This is a genomic window from Micromonospora sp. BL1, assembly GCF_003667485.1.
In the GTDB taxonomy this organism is placed as follows: Bacteria; Actinomycetota; Actinomycetes; order Mycobacteriales; family Micromonosporaceae; genus Micromonospora; species Micromonospora tulbaghiae.
On record NZ_RCVK01000364.1, the window covers coordinates 1 to 16928 of the forward strand.

17 protein-coding genes are annotated in these 16928 nt (G+C 73.1%); 10 read left to right on the plus strand and 7 right to left on the minus strand.

The features are described 5' to 3' along the window. Positions 1 to 170 precede the first annotated feature (170 nt). Positions 171 to 737, minus strand: a complete 567-nt coding sequence (locus EAD96_RS27395) for a hypothetical protein (RefSeq protein WP_121686272.1) — start codon at positions 735 to 737, stop codon at positions 171 to 173. Between the two features lie 570 nt (positions 738 to 1307). On the opposite strand from EAD96_RS27395, the gene EAD96_RS27400 reads away from it, so the two are divergent. Further along, positions 1308 to 2084 carry a prepilin peptidase gene (locus tag EAD96_RS27400; RefSeq protein ID WP_121686273.1) on the plus strand — a complete coding sequence of 259 codons (777 nt, stop codon included), beginning with the start codon at positions 1308 to 1310 and terminating at the stop codon, positions 2082 to 2084. Positions 2085 to 2193: 109 nt separating this feature from the next. Beyond that, positions 2194 to 4569 (plus strand): glycoside hydrolase family 65 protein, encoded by a 2376-nt coding sequence (locus EAD96_RS27405; RefSeq protein WP_121686274.1) that lies wholly within the window; start codon positions 2194 to 2196, stop codon positions 4567 to 4569. On the opposite strand, the gene EAD96_RS27410 is transcribed toward EAD96_RS27405, so the two are convergent. Beyond that, positions 4542 to 5024, minus strand: a complete 483-nt coding sequence (locus tag EAD96_RS27410) for a hypothetical protein (RefSeq protein ID WP_121686293.1) — start codon at positions 5022 to 5024, stop codon at positions 4542 to 4544. The two genes, EAD96_RS27405 and EAD96_RS27410, sit on opposite strands and share 28 nt — an antisense overlap. Positions 5025 to 5139: 115 nt before the next feature. Between EAD96_RS27410 and EAD96_RS27415 the strand changes: the two genes are divergently transcribed. After that, entirely contained in the window at positions 5140 to 5913 is a 774-nt protein-coding gene (locus EAD96_RS27415) for an SAM-dependent methyltransferase (RefSeq protein WP_121686275.1), read from the plus strand. 10 nt (positions 5914 to 5923) lie between these two features. Here the strand turns inward: EAD96_RS27415 and EAD96_RS27420 are convergent, their stop codons facing one another. Then, positions 5924 to 6217 carry a hypothetical protein gene (locus EAD96_RS27420; protein WP_121686276.1) on the minus strand — a complete coding sequence of 98 codons (294 nt, stop codon included), beginning with the start codon at positions 6215 to 6217 and terminating at the stop codon, positions 5924 to 5926. Between the two features lie 26 nt (positions 6218 to 6243). Then, positions 6244 to 7125, minus strand: a complete 882-nt coding sequence (locus EAD96_RS27425; protein ID WP_121686277.1) for an RNA polymerase sigma-70 factor — start codon at positions 7123 to 7125, stop codon at positions 6244 to 6246. Positions 7126 to 7292: 167 nt separating this feature from the next. Here EAD96_RS27425 and EAD96_RS27430 point away from each other — a divergent pair, with 167 nt between their 5' ends. Both EAD96_RS27430 and EAD96_RS27435 read left to right on the plus strand, forming a co-directional pair. Then, positions 7293 to 7778 (plus strand): carboxymuconolactone decarboxylase family protein, encoded by a 486-nt coding sequence (locus tag EAD96_RS27430; protein ID WP_121686278.1) that lies wholly within the window; start codon positions 7293 to 7295, stop codon positions 7776 to 7778. 98 nt (positions 7779 to 7876) lie between these two features. Then, positions 7877 to 8341, plus strand: coding sequence for a DIP1984 family protein (locus tag EAD96_RS27435; protein WP_121686279.1), 465 nt, complete (start codon positions 7877 to 7879; stop codon positions 8339 to 8341). A 231-nt stretch (positions 8342 to 8572) separates the two neighbouring features. On the opposite strand, the gene EAD96_RS27440 is transcribed toward EAD96_RS27435, so the two are convergent. Beyond that, positions 8573 to 9664, minus strand: coding sequence for an epoxide hydrolase family protein (locus tag EAD96_RS27440; protein ID WP_121686280.1), 1092 nt, complete (start codon positions 9662 to 9664; stop codon positions 8573 to 8575). Positions 9665 to 9757: 93 nt separating this feature from the next. Between EAD96_RS27440 and EAD96_RS27445 the strand changes: the two genes are divergently transcribed. The 5 genes from EAD96_RS27445 (at position 9758) to EAD96_RS27465 (ending at position 12957) form a co-directional block, all read left to right on the plus strand. After that, positions 9758 to 10219: a MarR family winged helix-turn-helix transcriptional regulator gene (locus EAD96_RS27445; protein WP_121686281.1), complete on the plus strand. Its 462-nt coding sequence runs from the start codon at positions 9758 to 9760 to the stop codon at positions 10217 to 10219. A gap of 71 nt (positions 10220 to 10290) precedes the next feature. Then, positions 10291 to 10893, plus strand: coding sequence for a helix-turn-helix domain-containing protein (locus EAD96_RS27450; protein ID WP_233586188.1), 603 nt, complete (start codon positions 10291 to 10293; stop codon positions 10891 to 10893). Further along, positions 10893 to 11264 (plus strand): hypothetical protein, encoded by a 372-nt coding sequence (locus EAD96_RS27455; RefSeq protein ID WP_121686283.1) that lies wholly within the window; start codon positions 10893 to 10895, stop codon positions 11262 to 11264. The genes EAD96_RS27450 and EAD96_RS27455 overlap by 1 nt, the downstream gene beginning before the upstream one ends. Beyond that, entirely contained in the window at positions 11261 to 12166 is a 906-nt protein-coding gene (locus EAD96_RS27460; protein ID WP_121686284.1) for an ABC transporter ATP-binding protein, read from the plus strand. The genes EAD96_RS27455 and EAD96_RS27460 overlap by 4 nt, the downstream gene beginning before the upstream one ends. Further along, positions 12163 to 12957, plus strand: a complete 795-nt coding sequence (locus tag EAD96_RS27465) for an ABC transporter permease (protein ID WP_121686285.1) — start codon at positions 12163 to 12165, stop codon at positions 12955 to 12957. The genes EAD96_RS27460 and EAD96_RS27465 overlap by 4 nt, the downstream gene beginning before the upstream one ends. Here EAD96_RS27465 and EAD96_RS27470 read toward each other — a convergent pair. After that, entirely contained in the window at positions 12950 to 16249 is a 3300-nt protein-coding gene (locus tag EAD96_RS27470) for a DUF87 domain-containing protein (protein WP_121686286.1), read from the minus strand. The two genes, EAD96_RS27465 and EAD96_RS27470, sit on opposite strands and share 8 nt — an antisense overlap. Then, on the minus strand, positions 16246 to 16905 hold the full coding sequence (locus EAD96_RS27475; RefSeq protein WP_121686287.1) for a hypothetical protein: 660 nt from the start codon (positions 16903 to 16905) through the stop codon (positions 16246 to 16248). Before EAD96_RS27475 ends, EAD96_RS27470 begins: the two co-directional genes overlap by 4 nt. Between the last annotated feature and the right edge of the window lie 23 nt (positions 16906 to 16928).

The following is a 16928-nucleotide window of genomic DNA, read 5'->3' on the forward strand; positions in this document are numbered from 1 at the left end:
GTCCCAGACGTCGCAGTCGGTCTGTTCCGGCGGGCAGGACCCGCCCGGGTCGGCGGCGCGTGCGGGTGCGCCGGTGAGCGTCAGCAGCGCGGCCAGGCCGGCGGCGAGCAGCAGCCGGCGGGGCGTCCCGGCCCGGGTCGGGCGGGCCGGGACACCCCTTCCTCCCCAGGTCAGCACGGCTGGTCCTGGTGCGCGGTGCCGCCGTTGACCAGCCACCGGCCGTCCGGGAAACGGACCGCTGTGGCGGTGGCCAGGTAGCGCCCGCCGCGGGTGCCGGGCACGGCCTTGCGGTTCTTGGCGTAGACGAGCCGGTAGCCGCTCGCGTCCAGGCAGTCCTGGATCTCGACCGTGGGTGGGCGGGCGGTCAGGTCGACCGACACGACCTCGGGGTCGGAGAGCAGTTTCCCGGTACGCATCGCGCCGTGCTCCTTCGCGTCGAGAATCGCCATTCGCACCCGAGTCAGCAGCGGATCAGCCAGAAATCGGGTCAGAGCGGGATGGGACGGATCGCTGCGCGCACTGGCTGCCCGGGACGCGTCGAGATAGCCGGAATAGGCGGCCAGGGCCGCTTTTCCGGCGGCGTCCTCCTCGGCGCTGGAATGGGCGGCGGGTGCGGCGGCGCGGCCGGTCAGCGGACGGGTGGCCGCCTCCGGCTCGGTGCCGCAGCCGCCCGAGCCGACCACCAGCACGACGCTGAGCAGGAAGATTTCCCATCGGCGGGATTGCCGTGTGCGCAACGCCGATCCCTCCTCGGTGCCGGCCCGGGGCGATCACGCCGACCCGCTCCGGGCATGCGGAAGCGCGCCCGGAACTGTCACTCCGGGCCCCCGTCGCCGCCACTTGTATTGACCTGTACTGATCGCTGTGGATTCTGTGCTCTGGTGCCTCCGACGCCAATTGATCGGGGGTTGCGTCGTACCCAAGGGGCGAGCATAGGCTCACGTCCGCCGATGCAACAGAGGTAATTCACGTGAACACGGTGAGTGAAGACGGGAGGTGGTGGCCGGTGTGTGTCGTCACGATGACGAGCGGGCTTCCGCGGGGCTCCGGGCCGGCGGGCGTGTGCTCACCCGTACGCGCCGAGACGGCGGTGACGAGCCGTCGGGGCGCCGCCGGTATGGGTGGGGAGCATGCCGCTCGTCCGATCCGTCCCGCCGGTTCGCCGAGGGTCACGCCACGACCCGCCCCGGCCGCCGCCGCGTCGCATCAGACGCCCCGATACGCCTCAGCCGTCACATCCGCGCGAGCGGGAAATCACTCTGCGTGCTCCACGATGGAACGCACGGCCACCGGACGGGGGAGCCGGCATGACGGCTGAACGGGTACGGCGCACCGGACGGGTGACCGATGCCCGCCGTCCGAGCGCCCGGCTGATCGCCGCCCTGACGGTCGTACCCCTGCTCCGGCTGGCGGTGGCGCGCTACGCCGTACCCCCGGGGTCTCCGGACCGGACGGGGTGCGGCGGCTGCGGCGCCCCGATCGGGCTGGACCGGCCGCTGCCGGCGCTCGGCCCCGCCGCCCGCTGCCCGGCCTGCCGGGCCCGGGTCGGCGCGGCGCCCGCAGTGGTGGAGGTGGCACTGCTGCTCGCGGTGGCGGTGCCGGTGCTCGTCGGCGGCGCGCCCGCCGCGCGCCTGGCACTGGCCTGGTGGCTGGTCTGGGCGGTGCCGATGACGATCGTGGACGCGATGGCGCACCGGCTGCCCGACCGGCTCACCTGGCCGGCGGCGGCCGGCGCCTGGGTGCTGCTCGGGGTGGCCGCACTGACCGGTCCGGGCGCGGACCCGTGGATCCGCGCGGTCCTGGCCGGGCTGGTGCTCGGCGGCGGGTTCGCCGCCACCACGCTGCTGCTCGGGCGACGTGGCTTCGGCCTCGGCGACGCCAAGCTGGCGCTGGGGGCGGGCGCGCTGCTCGGCTGGTACGGATGGCCGGTGCTGGTGGCCGGGCTGGTGCTCGCGCTCGTCCTCGCCGGGCTGGCCGGGGTGGTGCTGCTCGCCGCCCGGCGGGTCCGCTGGTCCGGGCATCTGCCGTTCGGGCCGTTCCTGGTGCTCGGCACCGCCGCCGCGCTGGTGCTCGTCACCGTGTGATCCGCCACCCGCAGGTGCGGGTGGGCGTCGCCACGGGTATCGGAGTCCCAGCCACCTCCCAGCCGGGTCTGGTTCGGTGGCGGTCCAGGCTTCGGACTCGGGAGGGCACGTGCCGCACGGCGACGACGGTTGGCGGATCCGGCGCACGAGCGCGGACCTGGACCGGCTGGGCGAGACCGAGTCCGTCTTCGCGCTCGCCAACGGCTGGGTGGGCTGGCGCGGGACGCTCGACGAGGGCGAGCCCTGCGGGATGCCGGGCAGCTACCTCAACGGGTTCCACGAGCAGCACGACCTGACCTACCCGGAGAGCGGGTACGCGTTCCCGGAACGCAGCGACACCGTGATCAGCGCGCCGAACGCCGCCCTGATCCGGCTCTGGGTCGACGACGAGCCGCTGGACCTGCGGACCGGCACGATCCGGCGACACCACCAGGAACTGGACCTGCGTGCCGGGGTGGTCCGCCGGGAGACCGAGTGGGTCTCGCCCGGCGGCCGGGGCGTCCGCATCCGCAGCACCCGCCTGGTCTCGCTGACCCGCCGTCCGGTCGCCGCCGTCGACTGGACGGTGGAGCCGCTGGACGAGCCGGTCCGGCTGCGGATCGGCGCCGACCTGCTCGCCAACCAGCGGGTGCCGGAACGCGCCGACGACCCCCGGGCCGCCTCGGTGATCCACGACCCGCTCACCGGCGAGATCCGCCGCGACGACGGCCTCGACGGTGTGCTCGTGCACCGCACCGGGCGCAGCGGCCAGCGGGTCGCCGTCGCCGTCGCGCACCGGGTCGAGGCACCCGACGAGGTCGCCACCGACACCGAACTGACCGCCGACCGGTTCCGGCTGGCGCTGTCCGGTCCGGTACGCCCCGGCGACCGGATCCGGGTCACCCGGTTCGCCGCGTACGAGTGCGCCGACGTCGACGGCACCCCGGCCGGTGAGCTGGCCGACCTGGTCGTCGCGGAGGCGGACACGGCCCGGGACGACGGGTTCGACGCGCTGCTCGCCGAGCAGCGCGCCGCCCTGGACGGCGCGTGGGCCACCGCCGACGTCGAACTGGACGGCGACCCGGAACTGCAACTCGCGGTCCGGTTCTCGGTGTTCCACCTACTCCAGTCCGGCCGCGCAGACGGCGACCGGACCATCCCGGCCAAGGGACTGACCGGCAACGGCTACGACGGGCACGTGCTCTGGGACACCGAGGGCTACGTGCTGCCTGTGCTGACGTACCTGGCGCCGGAGCTGGCCCGCTCGGCGCTTCGCTGGCGGCACGCCCACCTGCCCGAGGCCCGCGAGCGGGCGGCCGAGCTGCGCCTGACCGGCGCCACCTACCCGTGGCGGACGCTCAGCGGCCGGGAGTGCTCCGGCTACTGGCCGGCCGGCAGCGCCGGCCTGCACGTCAACGCCGACATCGCCGACGCGGTGCTCCGGTACGTGGCGACCACCGGTGACACCGCGTTCCTCGCCGAGTGCGGCGCGGAAGTGCTGATCGAGACCGCCCGGCTCTGGCACGGATACGGCCACTTCGACGACGGCGGCGCGTTCCACCTGACCGGCGTCACCGGCCCGGACGAGTACTCCGCGCTGGTCGACGACAACGTCTTCACCAACCTGATGGCCCGGCGCAACCTGCGCGGCGCCGCCGACGCCGCGCAGGACTGCCCGGAGGTGGCCGCGCGGCTCGGCGTCGACGCCGCCGAGGTGGCCGGCTGGCGGGCCGCCGCCGACGCGATGTTCGTCCCGTACGACGGCAAGCGCGGCGTGCACGAGCAGTCGGCCGGTTTCACCGCGCAGCCGGAGTGGGACTTCGCCGGCACCGGCGAGGACGACTACCCGCTGCTGCTGCACTTCCCCTACCAGGAGCTGTACCGCAAGCAGGTGGTCAAGCAGGCCGACCTGGTGCTGGCCATGCTGCGCTGCCCGGGGGAGTTCACCGCCGAGGAGAAGACGCGCAACGTCGCCTACTACGAGGCGCGGACCGTCCGGGACTCGTCGCTGTCGGCGTCCGCGCAGGCGATCCTCGCCGCCGAGGTCGGGCACCTCGACCTGGCGTACGACCTGTTCGCCGAGACGGCGCTCCAGGACCTCGCGGACCTCGGCGACAAGACCGCCGACGGGCTGCACCTGGCGTCCCTGGCCGGCGCCTGGCTGGTGGTGGCGCAGGGCTTCGGCGGGCTGCGCGACGACCGGGGCGAGCTCGCGTTCGAGCCGCGCCTGCCCCGGCCGATCACCCGGCTCGTGTTCCACCTGCGCCGGCACGGGCACCGGCTACGGGTCACGCTCACGCCGCGGGAGGCCCGCTACGAGCTGCCGGACGCCGGGCCGGGCGACGCGGTGGAGCTGTGGCACCACGGCGAACAGCTCCGGGTCACCGGCGACGAGCCGGTCACCCGGCCGATGCCGCCGGTGCCCGATCCCGGCCCCGAGCCGCAGGCCCCACCCGGCCGCCGTCCGGAACGGCGCGCTCAGGAGACAGCCGGCGGCGACGACTGAACCGGCGGGCCGGACATCCGGGCGACGACCTCCTCCAGCGCCTCGAACGCGTACGCCCAGTTGTGGCACTTGAAGCTGCGCAGCCCGGTGATCGGGGTGCGGCAGTCGGCACAGTGGACACCGGGGATCGCGTCCGGCACCTCGGTGTTCACGTACTTGCGTTCGCCGAGGATCACCCGCGCGATCATCGTGTGGTCGTGCACGCCGTGCAGCGCGGACGCGACGATGTCGTACCAGGTGACCCGCCGCCCGCACTTCGGGCAGTCCGGCTCGTCGCCGCTGACCCACAGCGGCGCGCCGATGCTGCGCGCCGGCATGTTCAGCAGCTTCTCCAGCCGTCGCACGTCCGCCTCCGGGGTGGTCCACCGGTGCCGCCCGGGCAGTGACGCGGGCGAGTCGTAGACGGCGCGGAACACCACCGGCTCGACCTCCACTGTCTCCCGTCCACCTGTCATCGGTACCTCCTCGCGCCGGTGTGTCCCACCGTCGTACCAGGTGGAGACCGGGATCGGCCGGATCGTCGACACGACGGGTCAGCGGTGTGTCGCCCAGAGTGCTAGACATCGAGGGGTGACGGAGGCTGAGAACCGACCCAATGTCGCCCGCATGTACGACTACTACCTCGGCGGCTGCCACAACTTCGCCGCCGACCGGGCCGCCGCCGAGGAGATCCTGAAGATCTTCCCGGACACCGGCGTCGCCGCGCAGAGCAACCGCGCGTTCCTGCGCCGGGTCGTGCGCTGGGCGGCCGAGCAGGGCGTACGCCAGTTCCTCGACATCGGCGCCGGTCTGCCGACCCAGGGCAACGTGCACGAGGTGGTCCGCGCGGTCCGCCCCGACGCCCGGGTGGTCTACGTCGACCACGACGAGGTCGCGGTCGCGTACGCCCGGCGGTTGCTGCCCACCGACGGCCGCACCGTCGTGCTCCAGGGCGACCTGCGGCGTCCCGGCGAGCTGCTGGCCGACCCGACGCTGCGGGCCGCCATCGACCTGAGCGAGCCGGTCGCGGTGCTGCTGCTCGCGGTGCTGCACTTCGTGCCGGACGCCGACGACCCGTACGCGGCGGTGGCGAAGCTGCGCGACGCCACCGTGCCGGGCAGTGTGCTCGCGCTGTCCCACCTCACCCTGGACGGCCTGCCGACGCTGCCCACCGAGCAGGGCACGGCCATCTACCGCCGCAGCAGCTCCCCGCTGGTGCCGCGCAGCCGCGACGAGGTGGCCCGTTTCCTCGACGGGTACGAGCTGGTCGAACCGGGCCTGGTCAGGGTGGCGGACTGGCGGCCCGACGGGGAACCGCAGGCCGCGGTGTCGCACGGGTACGGCGGGGTGGGCGTCCGCCGCTGACCCGTCGTCGTCAGTCCAGGCCGCCGTGCGCGGCCCACAGCGCGGCGGCCCGGTCGGCCGCCGCCGCCACGAGCGCGGCCAGCTCCGGCCGGTCGGGCACCCGGAACGACACGTACGCGCCGCGTCCGCCCGCCGTGGGCCGGCCGTACGCCTTCGCGGCGAGGCGCCCGTCCGGCAGCAGCCGGATGTTGAGCGTGGTCAGCGTGAACTCCTCGCCGCGCCGGGTGTCGGTCCAGCGCAACTCCTCCGGCACCGTCACGTTGATGGCGAGGGCGCTCACGTCGGGGGAGTCGGGGCTGCTCATCCGGCGATCGTCGCACGATCGCGTGCTCACCGGCGCAGCGTGGTCTCCCGGGTCATGTGGGACAGCTTCTCCGGGTTGCGCACCGCGTAGAGCCCGCTGATCAGGCCGTCGTCGAGGCGTACCGCGACGACGGTGTCCAGCTCGCCGTCGAGGCGTACCAGCAGCGCCGGGTAGCCGTTGACCTGCGCCGGCTCGATCGACGCCACGGCGGCGACCCGGCGCCAGCCGCCCGCGAGCAGCCGGGCCACCTTGTCTCCGCCGGTGACCGGCCGGGCGATTGCCTGCTTGATCCCGCCGCCGTCGCCGACGAGCACCGCGTCCGCCGACAGGACGCGGAGCAGCCCGTCCAGGTCGCCGGTCTCGACCGCCCGCCGGAACGCGTCCAGGGCGTCGCGGGCCTCGGCCGCCGGGACGGTACGCCGGGGGCGGCGCGCCGCCACGTGGGCCCGCGCCCGGTGCGCGATCTGCCGCACGGCGACGGGACTCCGCTCGACCGTCTCGGCGATCTCGTCGTAGCCGACGTCGAACACCTCCCGCAGCACGAACACGGCCCGCTCGGTCGGCGTCAGCGTCTCCAGCACCAGCAGCATCGCCATCGACACGCTCTCCGCGAGCGCCACGTCGTCGGCCACGTCGGGCGCGGTGAGCAGCGGCTCGGGCAGCCACGAGCCGACGTACGACTCCTTGCGGCGGCCCAGCGTGCGCAGCCGGGACAGCGCCTGCCGGGTGGTGATCCGGACCAGGTAGGCGCGCCGGTCCCGGATCTCGTCGAGGTCGACGCCGGCCCAGCGCAGCCAGGTCTCCTGCACCACGTCCTCCGCGTCGGCGGCGGAGCCGAGCATCTCGTACGCGACGGTGAAGAGCAGGTTCCGGTGCGCGAGGAAGTCCTCGGTGGCCGGGTCCGCCATGGCTGGCTCCTTCGCTGCTCGGCTGCGTTCTCCACCAGACGCCGGCCACCGCCGCCGTGTGACATCCGGTCGCTGTGGCGGTCCTCACCCGGCGTCGCCGTCACGCCGGACGTGTCCCCGGCATCTCGTGTTCGTCCCACCTCCACCCCAGCAGAGAGGGCGCAACCATGCAGACCCGATTCAACCTGTTCGAGAACCCGATCTCGGCGATGTTCATGAAGCGCTTCGCCGGTGCGGGCCTGATGATCCACCAGTCGTCGCTGCCCCGCACCGTGCAGGAGCTGGTGTCGCTGCGGGCCAGCCAGATCAACGGCTGCGGCTGGTGCATCGACATGCACACCAAGGAGGCGGTGGCCGGGGGCGAGAGCGCAGTCCGGCTGAACCTGGTCGCCGCCTGGCGTGAGTCGACAGTGTTCACCGAGGCCGAGTGTGCGGCGCTGGCGTTCGCCGAGGAGGGCACCCGGCTCGCCGACGCCCACCAGGGCGTGTCCGACGAGACGTGGGAGCAGGTGCGCAAGCACTACGACGACGACCAGGTCGCCGCGCTGGTCTGCCTGCTCGGGCTGATCAACGCGGCGAACCGGTTCGCGGTGCTCGTGCACCAGCGCGGCGGCTCGTACGAGCCGGGCATGTTCGCGGCGGCCATGGGCTGAGCGCCGAAGCGGTGGCCCGGCCCGGTACCCCCCCCGGGCCGGGCCGCCGGCGGAAAACGGAACGACACCCGTGATCCACTCTCGCCATACTGCTGACCATGAAGATTGCGGAGGCCCTTGCGCTGCGGGCGGATGCGGCGCGACGCGTCGAACGGCTGCGATCCCGCATCACCGCGAGCGCCCGCTACCAGGAGGGCGAGACGCCCGCCGAGGACGCCTCGGCACTGCTCGCCGAGGCGGGTGAGGTGCTGGGTGAGCTGGAGACGCTGATCCGACGGATCAACCGGACCAACGCCGTCACGACGGTGGACGGCGGCACCCTGACCGACGCGCTGGCGCGTCGCGACGTACTGCGTCTGCGGCACGGCGTGGTCACGGCCGCGGCGGACGCCGCCGCCGGCGAAGGCCAGCGCGGCTACCGCCAGCTACGGTCGGAGCTGACGATGATCCCGGCGCTGCCGGTGGCGGAGCTGCGCCGGCAGGCCGACGACCTGGCCCGGCAGATCCGCGAGGTGGACACCACTATCCAGCGGACGAACTGGGAGGTCGACCTGCTGGACTGACGAGTCGCGGAGCAGGTAGCCGACGTGGAGGCGTGCACGCCCCCGAGAGCCGGCGGGCAATCCGGCTCACTCCTGGCGCGCCGAGGGCAGGCGCAGGGGTTCGACTCCCCGGCACACAACGCATGCCCAGCACAGGACACAGGTGACGGCGCACAGGGCACGGCACACCACCAGGTGCAGATCCACGACGGTGAGGGTGGGACAGGGGACTTCCGCGACTCGTCCCAGGCGTCATCGCAGGTTCCGGAAGAACGACCGGACGTCGTCGGCGAACAGCTCCGGCACCTCCAGGGCGGCGAAGTGACCACCCCGGTCGAACTCGCTCCACTGCCGGATCGTGTACGTCAGCTCGGCGATCGGCCGTACGGCCCGGGTGATGTCGTGCGCGAACACGGCGACGCCGAGCGGGGGCGGGCAGGGCGCGGGCGGGCCACCGAACGCGCTCTCCCGCACCAGCCGCGCGGACGAGGCGGCCGTGCCGGTGAACCAGTAGACCGAGACGTCGGTGAGGACGCGGTCCACGCTGATGCTGGATCGGGGGTCGGTCCACTCGGTGAACTTCTCGGCGATCCACGCAAGCTGCCCGACGGGTGAGTCGTTGAGCGCGTACGACACGGTCTGCGGCCGGCTGGCGTAGAGCACCTGGTGGGGGTGCCGCTGCGTCTTGAGCCGCATGATCCGGGCGAGCCGGTCCCGGTCGCCGTCGGACAGTCCGGCCTCCCCGGTCCAGCCGGGTGGCGGGGGCGTGGGCAGGTAGTTGAGGTGTACGCCGACGACGTGCTCCGGGTCGATGCCGCCGAGCCGGGTGGAGATGACCGAACCCCAGTCGCCGCCCTGTGCGCCGTACCGTCGGTAGCCGAGCCGCCGCATCAGCTCGGCCCAGGCGCGGGCGACGCGGTCGACGTCCCAGCCGCGTTCGCGGGTCGGGCCGGAGAAACCGAACCCCGGGATCGACGGTACGACCAGGTGGAACTGTTCGGACAGCGGGCCGAGCACGTCGAGGAACTCCACGACCGAGCCGGGCCAGCCGTGGGTGAGGATCAGCGGCAGCGCGTCCGGGTCGGCGGAGCGTACGTGCAGGAAGTGGATGTTCTGCCCGTCGATGGTGGTGGTGAACTGCGGATACCGGTTCAGCTCGGCCTCGGCCTCCCGCCAGTCGTACGCGGTGCGCCAGTGCTCGGCCAGCTCCCGTACCCGGGCCAGCGGGATGCCGTAGTCCCACCCGGCGCCGGGCAGTTCGTCGGGCCAGCGGGTGCGGGCCAGGCGGTCGGCCAGGTCGTCGAGGTCGGCCTGGGGGACGTGGACGCGGAACGGCTCGATCACGGTAGCTCCGATCGTTGGTGCCACTAACGTTGGCGCGACCAACGATAACGCAGATCGTTGGGGACGCCAACGTTTTACGGCTAGGCTGGACACGTGGAGAACCCGGAGCCGGACCTCGTACCGACCCGCCTGGCCGGCCTGCCGAGCTGGCTGATCACCCAGACCGCCGTACGCGCCGGCCGGCTGGTCGCCGACGGCCTCGCCGCTGTCGACGCGCGGGGTTACCACTTCCGGCTGCTCGCCACGCTCGACGAGTTCGGGCCGGCCAGTCAGGCGGCGCTCGGCCGGCGCAGCGGCATCCACGTCAGTGACGTGGTGGCGGCGCTCAACGAACTCGCCGAGCGGGAGTTCGTCACCCGCAGCCCGGACCCGGCCGACCGGCGGCGCAACGTCGTCACCATCACCGCGGCCGGGCGGCGGCAGTTGCGGCGGCTGGAGAAGCGGCTCGCCGCCGTCCAGGACGACCTGCTCGCGCCGCTGTCGCCGGACGAGCGCGCGGACCTGACCCGGCTCCTGTCGCGAGTGCTGGCCCACCACACCCGCCCGCGCGCCTGACCGCCGCCTTCCGGCGCGGTTCTCGGGCACGCCCTACCATTATCGTTCTCGATAGTGATAACGTCTGGAGTGTGACGACGTCGATGGAGCGGTGGGCGGAGACCGCACTGCACCCGGTGCGGATCCGCATCCTGCGCGCGGCCGCCGGTGCCCGGGTTACCACTCACGACCTGGTCGAGCTGCTGCCCGACGTCCCGCAGGCCACGCTCTACCGGCACCTGGCGACGCTCGTGAAGACCGGAATGCTCGACGTGGTGGAGGAGCGCAAGGTCCGCGGCGCCGTCGAGCGGGTGTACGCGCTGCCCGCGCACGGCGCCGCGCTGGACCCGGCGGCCCTGGCGGCGGCGACGCCGGAGGACCACGCGCGCTACTTCACCGCGTTCGTGTCGAGCCTGCTGTCCGAGTTCTCCCGCTACCTGGCGCGGGACTCCGTCGACTTCGTCGTCGACGGCGTCGGATACCAGCAGCTCGTACTGCACCTGACCGACGCCGAGCTGCACGAGTTCGCGGCCGGGCTCAACGCGCTGGTCGGCCCGTTGCTCGCCAGAGGGCCCGGCGACGGACGGATCCCCCGGCTGCTGGCGACCATCCTGATGCCCGCGGACCGCCAGGCGGCCCCCGGCGACACGCACACATCAGCGCACGACTCCGACACGACGAAGGGCGACGACTGATGGCCTCCGTGATCCTCGACGGCGATGTGATCGACATCCGGTTCACCGGATGGGAACGGATGTGGGTCGGGCGGGAGCGGTTCGCGCTACGCCTGGCCGCCGTGCGGCACGCCGCACCGGTGGACGAGCCGATCCGGCTGGCCCGTGGCGCCCGGCGCGGGTACGCGGTGTCCGGCTTCGCCAAGATCGGCGTCTGGGGCATCTTCGGCGGCCCCCGGCAGCTCGTGGCGGCCCGGCGGGGTCAGCCCGGTCTGCACCTGGTGCTGGACCGAGCGGCGGCCGGCGGAGAGTTCGACGAGGTCGTCGTCTCCGACCCGGCCGCGGCGGGCCTCGCCGAGACGATCGGGCGTGCGACGAGGAGCCGGCCGTGACCGGCGACCACCTGGCGATCGAGGCGTCGGGCCTGACCAAACGCTACGGCGACGTCACCGCCGTACACGATCTGACCTTCACCGTGCGGCCCGGCGCGGTCACCGGCTTCCTCGGCCCGAACGGCGCCGGCAAGACCACCACGCTGCGCATGCTGACCGGACTGGTGACGCCGACCAGCGGCACCGCCACGATCGGCGGGCAGCCGTACGGCCGGCTGACCCAGCCGTCGCGGACCGTCGGCGCGGTGTTCGACGGCAACGCGTTCCACCCCGGCCACACCGCCCGTGACCACCTGCGCCTCTACGCCGCGATGGCCGGCTGCCCGGACAGCCGCGTCGCGGAGCTGCTGGACCTGCTCGGCCTCGCGCACGCCGCCGACCGTCGTACCCGGGGGTTCTCCACCGGCATGCGCCAACGGCTCAGCCTCGCCACGGCGCTGCTCGGCGATCCTCGCGTCCTGCTGCTCGACGAACCGTCGAACGGCCTGGACCCGGAAGGCATGTCGTGGCTGCGCGGCCTGCTGCGCCGGCTCGCCGACGAGGGCCGCACCGTGCTGGTCTCCAGCCACGTCCTGCACGAGGTCCAGCAGGTGGTGGACGACGTGGTGGTGATCCGGCGCGGCGAACTCGTCGCCGCCGGGCCGTGGTCCCGGCTCACCGGCCCGCCGACGGTGCTCGTCACCTCGCCGGACGCGGACGCCCTGGCCACCGCGCTGACGGCCGCCGCCGGGTCCGTCGAGGCCGCCGGGCCCGGCCGCCTGCGGGTACGCGGACTGGACGCGCCACGCGTCGCCGACCTCGCCGCCGACCACCGTCTGCGGATCCACGAGCTGGTCACCGAGACCACAAGCCTCGAACAGCTCTTCCTCGACCTGACCACCGACCCGGCGGAGGCCCGATGAACCTGCTCAGAGCGGAACTACGCCGGGTGCTGGCGACCCGGATGTGGGGCGGGCTGCTGCTCACCGCCGTCGCGCTCGGCGGCGGCCTGGTCGGGCTGATGGCGCTCGTCGGACCGGAGAACTTCGACCCGCCGATGCCCGGACTGCACACCGAGGAGGGCCTGCGGTCGATCCTCGGCATCCTCGGCTTCACCGCCTTCGTTCCGGCCGCCGCCGGCGCCCTCGCGGCCACGTCCGAATACCGGCACGGCACCGCCGCCGTCACGTTCCTGTTCGCGCCGCGCCGAGGGCGGGTGCTCGCCGCCAAACTCGCCACCCACGCGATCGTCGGCCTCGGCTACGGGATCGCGCTGGCCGGCTCCGCCGCGGTGGCCCTGTTCGCGGTCGCCGCCGTGCGTGGCGTGTCGCTGGGCCTGCCCGCTCCCACGGTGCTGGCGCTGCTCGCCCGCATCGGCGTCGCGATGGCGGTCTACCTGCTCGTCGGTACCGGCGTGGGCGCCCTGCTCCGCAACCAGATCGCGGCCGTGTGCGTGGTCGTCGGCTACCTGTACCTGGCCGAGCCCGTCCTGATGATGATCCCCGGCGTCAACGCGATCTACCCGCTCCTGCCCGGCGGAGCCACCGCCGCGCTCACCGACTTCACCTACGTCGCCGACGCGATGTCCGCGCAGCTCGGCAGCGACGCCGTCGCACTCCTGCCACCGGCGGCGGGCGCCCTGCTGCTGACCGGGTACGCGGTCGCCGCCGCCGCGATCGCCGTGGTCGTGCCGATGCGCCGCGACATCACCTGAGCGTCGCGAGCCGGACGATCTCCTCCGCGGTCAGCGGGCTGCGCGGATGGTGGGTCAGGCACATCGGCGCCTGCATCTTGACGAACCGGGCACCCTCCACTGTGGCGTAGAACTGGCCGGTACGCAGCTTGCCGATGTCCGGGACGTCGGTGCCCTTCGCCCTGGCCACGTCCCGGGCCGCCTCGATCTGCACCGGCACGGTGAGCAGGCCGAAGAACTGCGTGGCGGCGTTGCCGGGGATCTGGTTGTGCAACGCCTTCGGCGCCTGGGTGGCGAAGACCAGCCCGAGCCCGTACTTGCGGGCCTGCGAGGTCAGCGCGAGCGTGCTCTGGGTGCAGGCGGTCACGGCACCGGACGGGGCCAGTGTCTGCGCCTCGTCCATGACGAAGAGTCCACCGAGTGGCCGGTCCCCGGCCGGATGGCGCTTGATCCAGGTGAACAGGGCGAGCTGCAACTGGTTGACGAAGCTCTGCCGCTGATTCTCCTCGGACAGCCCGGCGAGATTGATCACCGAGACCCGGGCGCGGCGACCGGGTGGCGGGGTGAGCAGTTCGCCCGGGTCGACAGGCGTTCCGACGCCACCCAGGAGCGGGTCGTTGATCAGGGCGGCCTTGAGCAGTTGTGCCATGCCGGCGGCCAGCTTGGGCGCGCTGTCGAGCTGACTCACCCCGTCCGGGAGGTCGTTGAGGACGTCGGTGAACTCACGCAGGTCGCTTGCGCCGCTGCGGGCGTAGCCGATCAGCGCCTCGCGCAGCACGGCGCGGCCGAGCCGGGCCTTGTCGGTTCCGCCGTCCACCCGGGCGTGCGGGGCGAGCGTGGCGACGGCGGCGTTGACGGCCGAGGTGAACCCGTCCGGGTCGTCGAGCACGTCGGCGAAGGCCGGCAACGGCTGGAAGCTCAACGGCCGACCGGCCTGCCGTCCCGGCGTCCAGACGACCACGTCGGTGCCGGCCAGATATTCCGCCGCGCGGCGGGCGTCGTCGGTGCCCCAGCCCGGCGGCGGCTCGGGCCAGGCCTCGCCGAGCCGGGCCAGGTCGTTGTTGGGGTCGAGCACGATGGCCGACACGCCGCGCAGGGCGCACTCCTCGATCAGGCGGCGGATCAGGACGGTCTTGCCGGAACCGGAGCCGGCGAAGATGACTGTGTGCCGGCGCAGCGCTTCGAGGTCGATGCCGACCGGGTCCGGCCGCCCGGTGACCGTGCCGATCTCCATCCGCTCCGGGTCGATGCCCGCCACCGGCGGCAGGGGAGCGATCATCGGTGGAACCGGGCCGGAACCGGCCGAGCGCGGCGGAGGGACGGACCCGACGGTCTGCGGTGCAGGGACGGGACCGGCGGAGCGCGGCGCAGCGGTGACCGGCGGTGGCGTCCCGACCGGGGGTTGGTCCGGCGCCTCCGTTGGCCGCTCCTCGGTCCGGACGGCTTCCGGCGCGCCCGGCCAGTCGCCCAGCGCCTCCCGCAGACAGGTGATGTCGGAGGCCGGCCGCCGATCGGCGAACCAGGGCCGCAGCGTCTCCCGGCCGTAGTCCTGGATGAGTTGTTCGAGTGCGGCCAGCCGGGCGACATCCGGTGCGTCCAGGCGAAGCCTGCGACCACCGGCCCGCTCGAACGCGTCCAGCACCTCTCGGGTACGGGCGCCGGTCGACCAGTCCGCGCTGCGCAACAGGAAGAGCCGTCGTTTGGCGACCCCCTCGGTGAGTCCGGCGGTCGTGATCGCGTTGCGGATCCGGTTGAGCACCGCGATGTGATGCGGTGCGGAAATCGCCCGGAACGACCAGTGCTCCTCGTCCTCGCTGTCCTCACTCAGGCTGTGCCGTAGCCGCGCGTGCAGCGCCGGCTTGGTCCCGGCGGGAATCGGATCGAGGCTGAACGCCTCGACGGCCGCGCCCTGCGCGGCGATCCACGCGGTCAGGCCGGCTTCGAGCAGGCGTGGGACGCGGGCATCCTCCGACTGCGGGGACAGGGCGGAGGCGGTGTCGGCGGCGGCGACCAGCTCCGCGTACCGGGCGTCGATCTTGCCGAATCCGTTCGCCCGGTTCTCCGGCGGCGGCCCGGTGACCGGGGCGTGGACGGGCCCGTCGGCCACGCGATCGCCGCTCGCGTGCAGCAGGTGCCGCAGTTCCCGCGCCTCGCCGTCGGCCAGGCAGGCCCGGACGTGTGTGTCGATCCGTCGCAGCAGCTCACGCGGGGTGAAGCCGACGACTTCCTGGAACGCGTCCGGGTGGACCGGCCAGGTGGGGTGGGGCGGCGTGAACCCGAGGCCGTCGAAGAGCACCGCGAACCGCTTCTCGACCAGCTCGCGGCCGACCTCGACGGACGGGATCTCCTTGAGCGGGGCAGCCTCCCGGAACCGGTCCTGGACAGTGTCCGTCGCTTGATGCCGGATGCTGTACCAGGTGTGCGGCAAGCACGAGACGACGGACAGGGTCCGGCGCGTGGTCTCGCGCAGCGCCATCAGGCCGCTGGCGACCTGTTCGAGCAGGAGCGACGTCTGCCAGTCCGCCTCGCCCCGGGCGTCCTGGTTGGTCGCCTTCACGGACTGGGCGATCATCAGGTCGATCTGGTCCACCGCGATCACCGTCGGGCCGACGACGGCGAGCAGCCGGGAGATGTCCCGGACCACCTCCTGGGACGCACGCCGAGTGCGCCGCAGCCCCCACCCGGCCCGTTGGCCGGGCTCCTCTTCGTCCATCGAGCACAGGAAGTCGTAGCCGATGTCCTGCACTGCGGACTGCTCGGCCGCGTAGAGCACCAGGGCCCGCGCGGTGTCCTGGCACTCCGTGCCGATCTGCCGGTCCTTCTTGCGGATCAGGTCGGCGAACGCGTCGAGCGCCGGACGGCTGAGCTCGGTCTCGCCGGCGACCGCGCGCCGCACCGTCCGGGGCGCCCCCACCTCGTCGGCCAGCCGGCGGAGGAACGTCCGTAGCTGGGTCGTCTCGTCCGGCATCGGCCGGACCAGACCCTCCAGCATCGAGATCGCGGTGCGTTGCCAGAACGTCCGGGCCTCGAGCAGCTCGACCAGGAAGAAGAACCCGCCGCGTTGCTGCACCTGCTGGCGAACCGTGCCGATGAGGTGCGTCTTGCCGATGCCACGCTGGCCGACTAGGGCGACACCCACCGGGCTGGAGTCGCTGCTGGCCTGCGCCTCCGCGAAGCTGTCCAGCACCGTCGTGACGACGTCGTGGTGCAGGCCCTCCACGTGGAACGGTGTGGGCTTCCAGACGTCGTCCGGGGTCGGAGCCCAGTTGAACCTCAGCGCCGCCAGGGCGCGGCGTTGCTCGTCCCCGATCATGACGAGATGGCGAGCAGATGCTTGTCCTGGTTGCCGATGGTCGCCGCCGCCGCCCGCTCCCGCAACTTCAGCGCCTTCTGGTTGGATTCGGGTACCAGATACACGCCGCGCTCCTGGTTGAGCGTCACGAGCGCGGCGTCGAACTCGGGGCGGGACAACTCCGAGAGTGCGTCGCGAAGATCGGCCAGCATGACGTAGTCACCGGGTCTGGCGGCCAGCTCGTGGTACGCCTGCCGGATCAGCGCGACCGCGTCCCCGGCCGGGGACGCCGACGACGCCACCGGCGGTGCGACTACCTCGTCCCGGTTGATCTGCATCCGGAACAGGTCGTCGGCGCGGGTTCCGGAGTGGTCGATCAGCCGGCGCAGGAAGTCGAGCGCGACGTAGAGCGTGCCGCCCGCCGCACCCGCGCGCTTTGGCGGCTCTGCCCCCAACTCCTCAGTAGCCCGATCCCAGCCCTCGTCGGTGAGGGCCAGAACAATCCTCGGCTTCTCCGTGACCTCGATCAGACCGAGTGACTTGAGTCGGCTGCGGTGCTCCGGCTTCAGGCTGATTCCGGCGACGTTCTTGAAGTAGGTCTGCGGCAGTGGCGCCGCCTTCACCATCAGCGTGACAAGAATGCACCGGTCGACGAGGGTCAGTTCCTTTTCCGGCATGCGGATGCTCCTCTGCGGCACGA

Bases quoted from the DNA above. Each gene is read 5' to 3' on its own strand.
- EAD96_RS27400 (WP_121686273.1), top strand. From the start codon at position 1,308: ATGACGGCTGAACGGGTACGGCGCACCGGACGGGTGACCGATGCCCGC.
- EAD96_RS27410 (WP_121686293.1), bottom strand. From the start codon at position 5,024: ATGACAGGTGGACGGGAGACAGTGGAGGTCGAGCCGGTGGTGTTCCGC.
- EAD96_RS27420 (WP_121686276.1), bottom strand. From the start codon at position 6,217: ATGAGCAGCCCCGACTCCCCCGACGTGAGCGCCCTCGCCATCAACGTG.
- EAD96_RS27425 (WP_121686277.1), bottom strand. From the start codon at position 7,125: ATGGCGGACCCGGCCACCGAGGACTTCCTCGCGCACCGGAACCTGCTC.
- EAD96_RS27430 (WP_121686278.1), top strand. From the start codon at position 7,293: ATGCAGACCCGATTCAACCTGTTCGAGAACCCGATCTCGGCGATGTTC.
- EAD96_RS27435 (WP_121686279.1), top strand. From the start codon at position 7,877: ATGAAGATTGCGGAGGCCCTTGCGCTGCGGGCGGATGCGGCGCGACGC.
- EAD96_RS27455 (WP_121686283.1), top strand. From the start codon at position 10,893: ATGGCCTCCGTGATCCTCGACGGCGATGTGATCGACATCCGGTTCACC.
- EAD96_RS27465 (WP_121686285.1), top strand. From the start codon at position 12,163: ATGAACCTGCTCAGAGCGGAACTACGCCGGGTGCTGGCGACCCGGATG.
- EAD96_RS27470 (WP_121686286.1), bottom strand. From the start codon at position 16,249: ATGATCGGGGACGAGCAACGCCGCGCCCTGGCGGCGCTGAGGTTCAAC.
- EAD96_RS27475 (WP_121686287.1), bottom strand. From the start codon at position 16,905: ATGCCGGAAAAGGAACTGACCCTCGTCGACCGGTGCATTCTTGTCACG.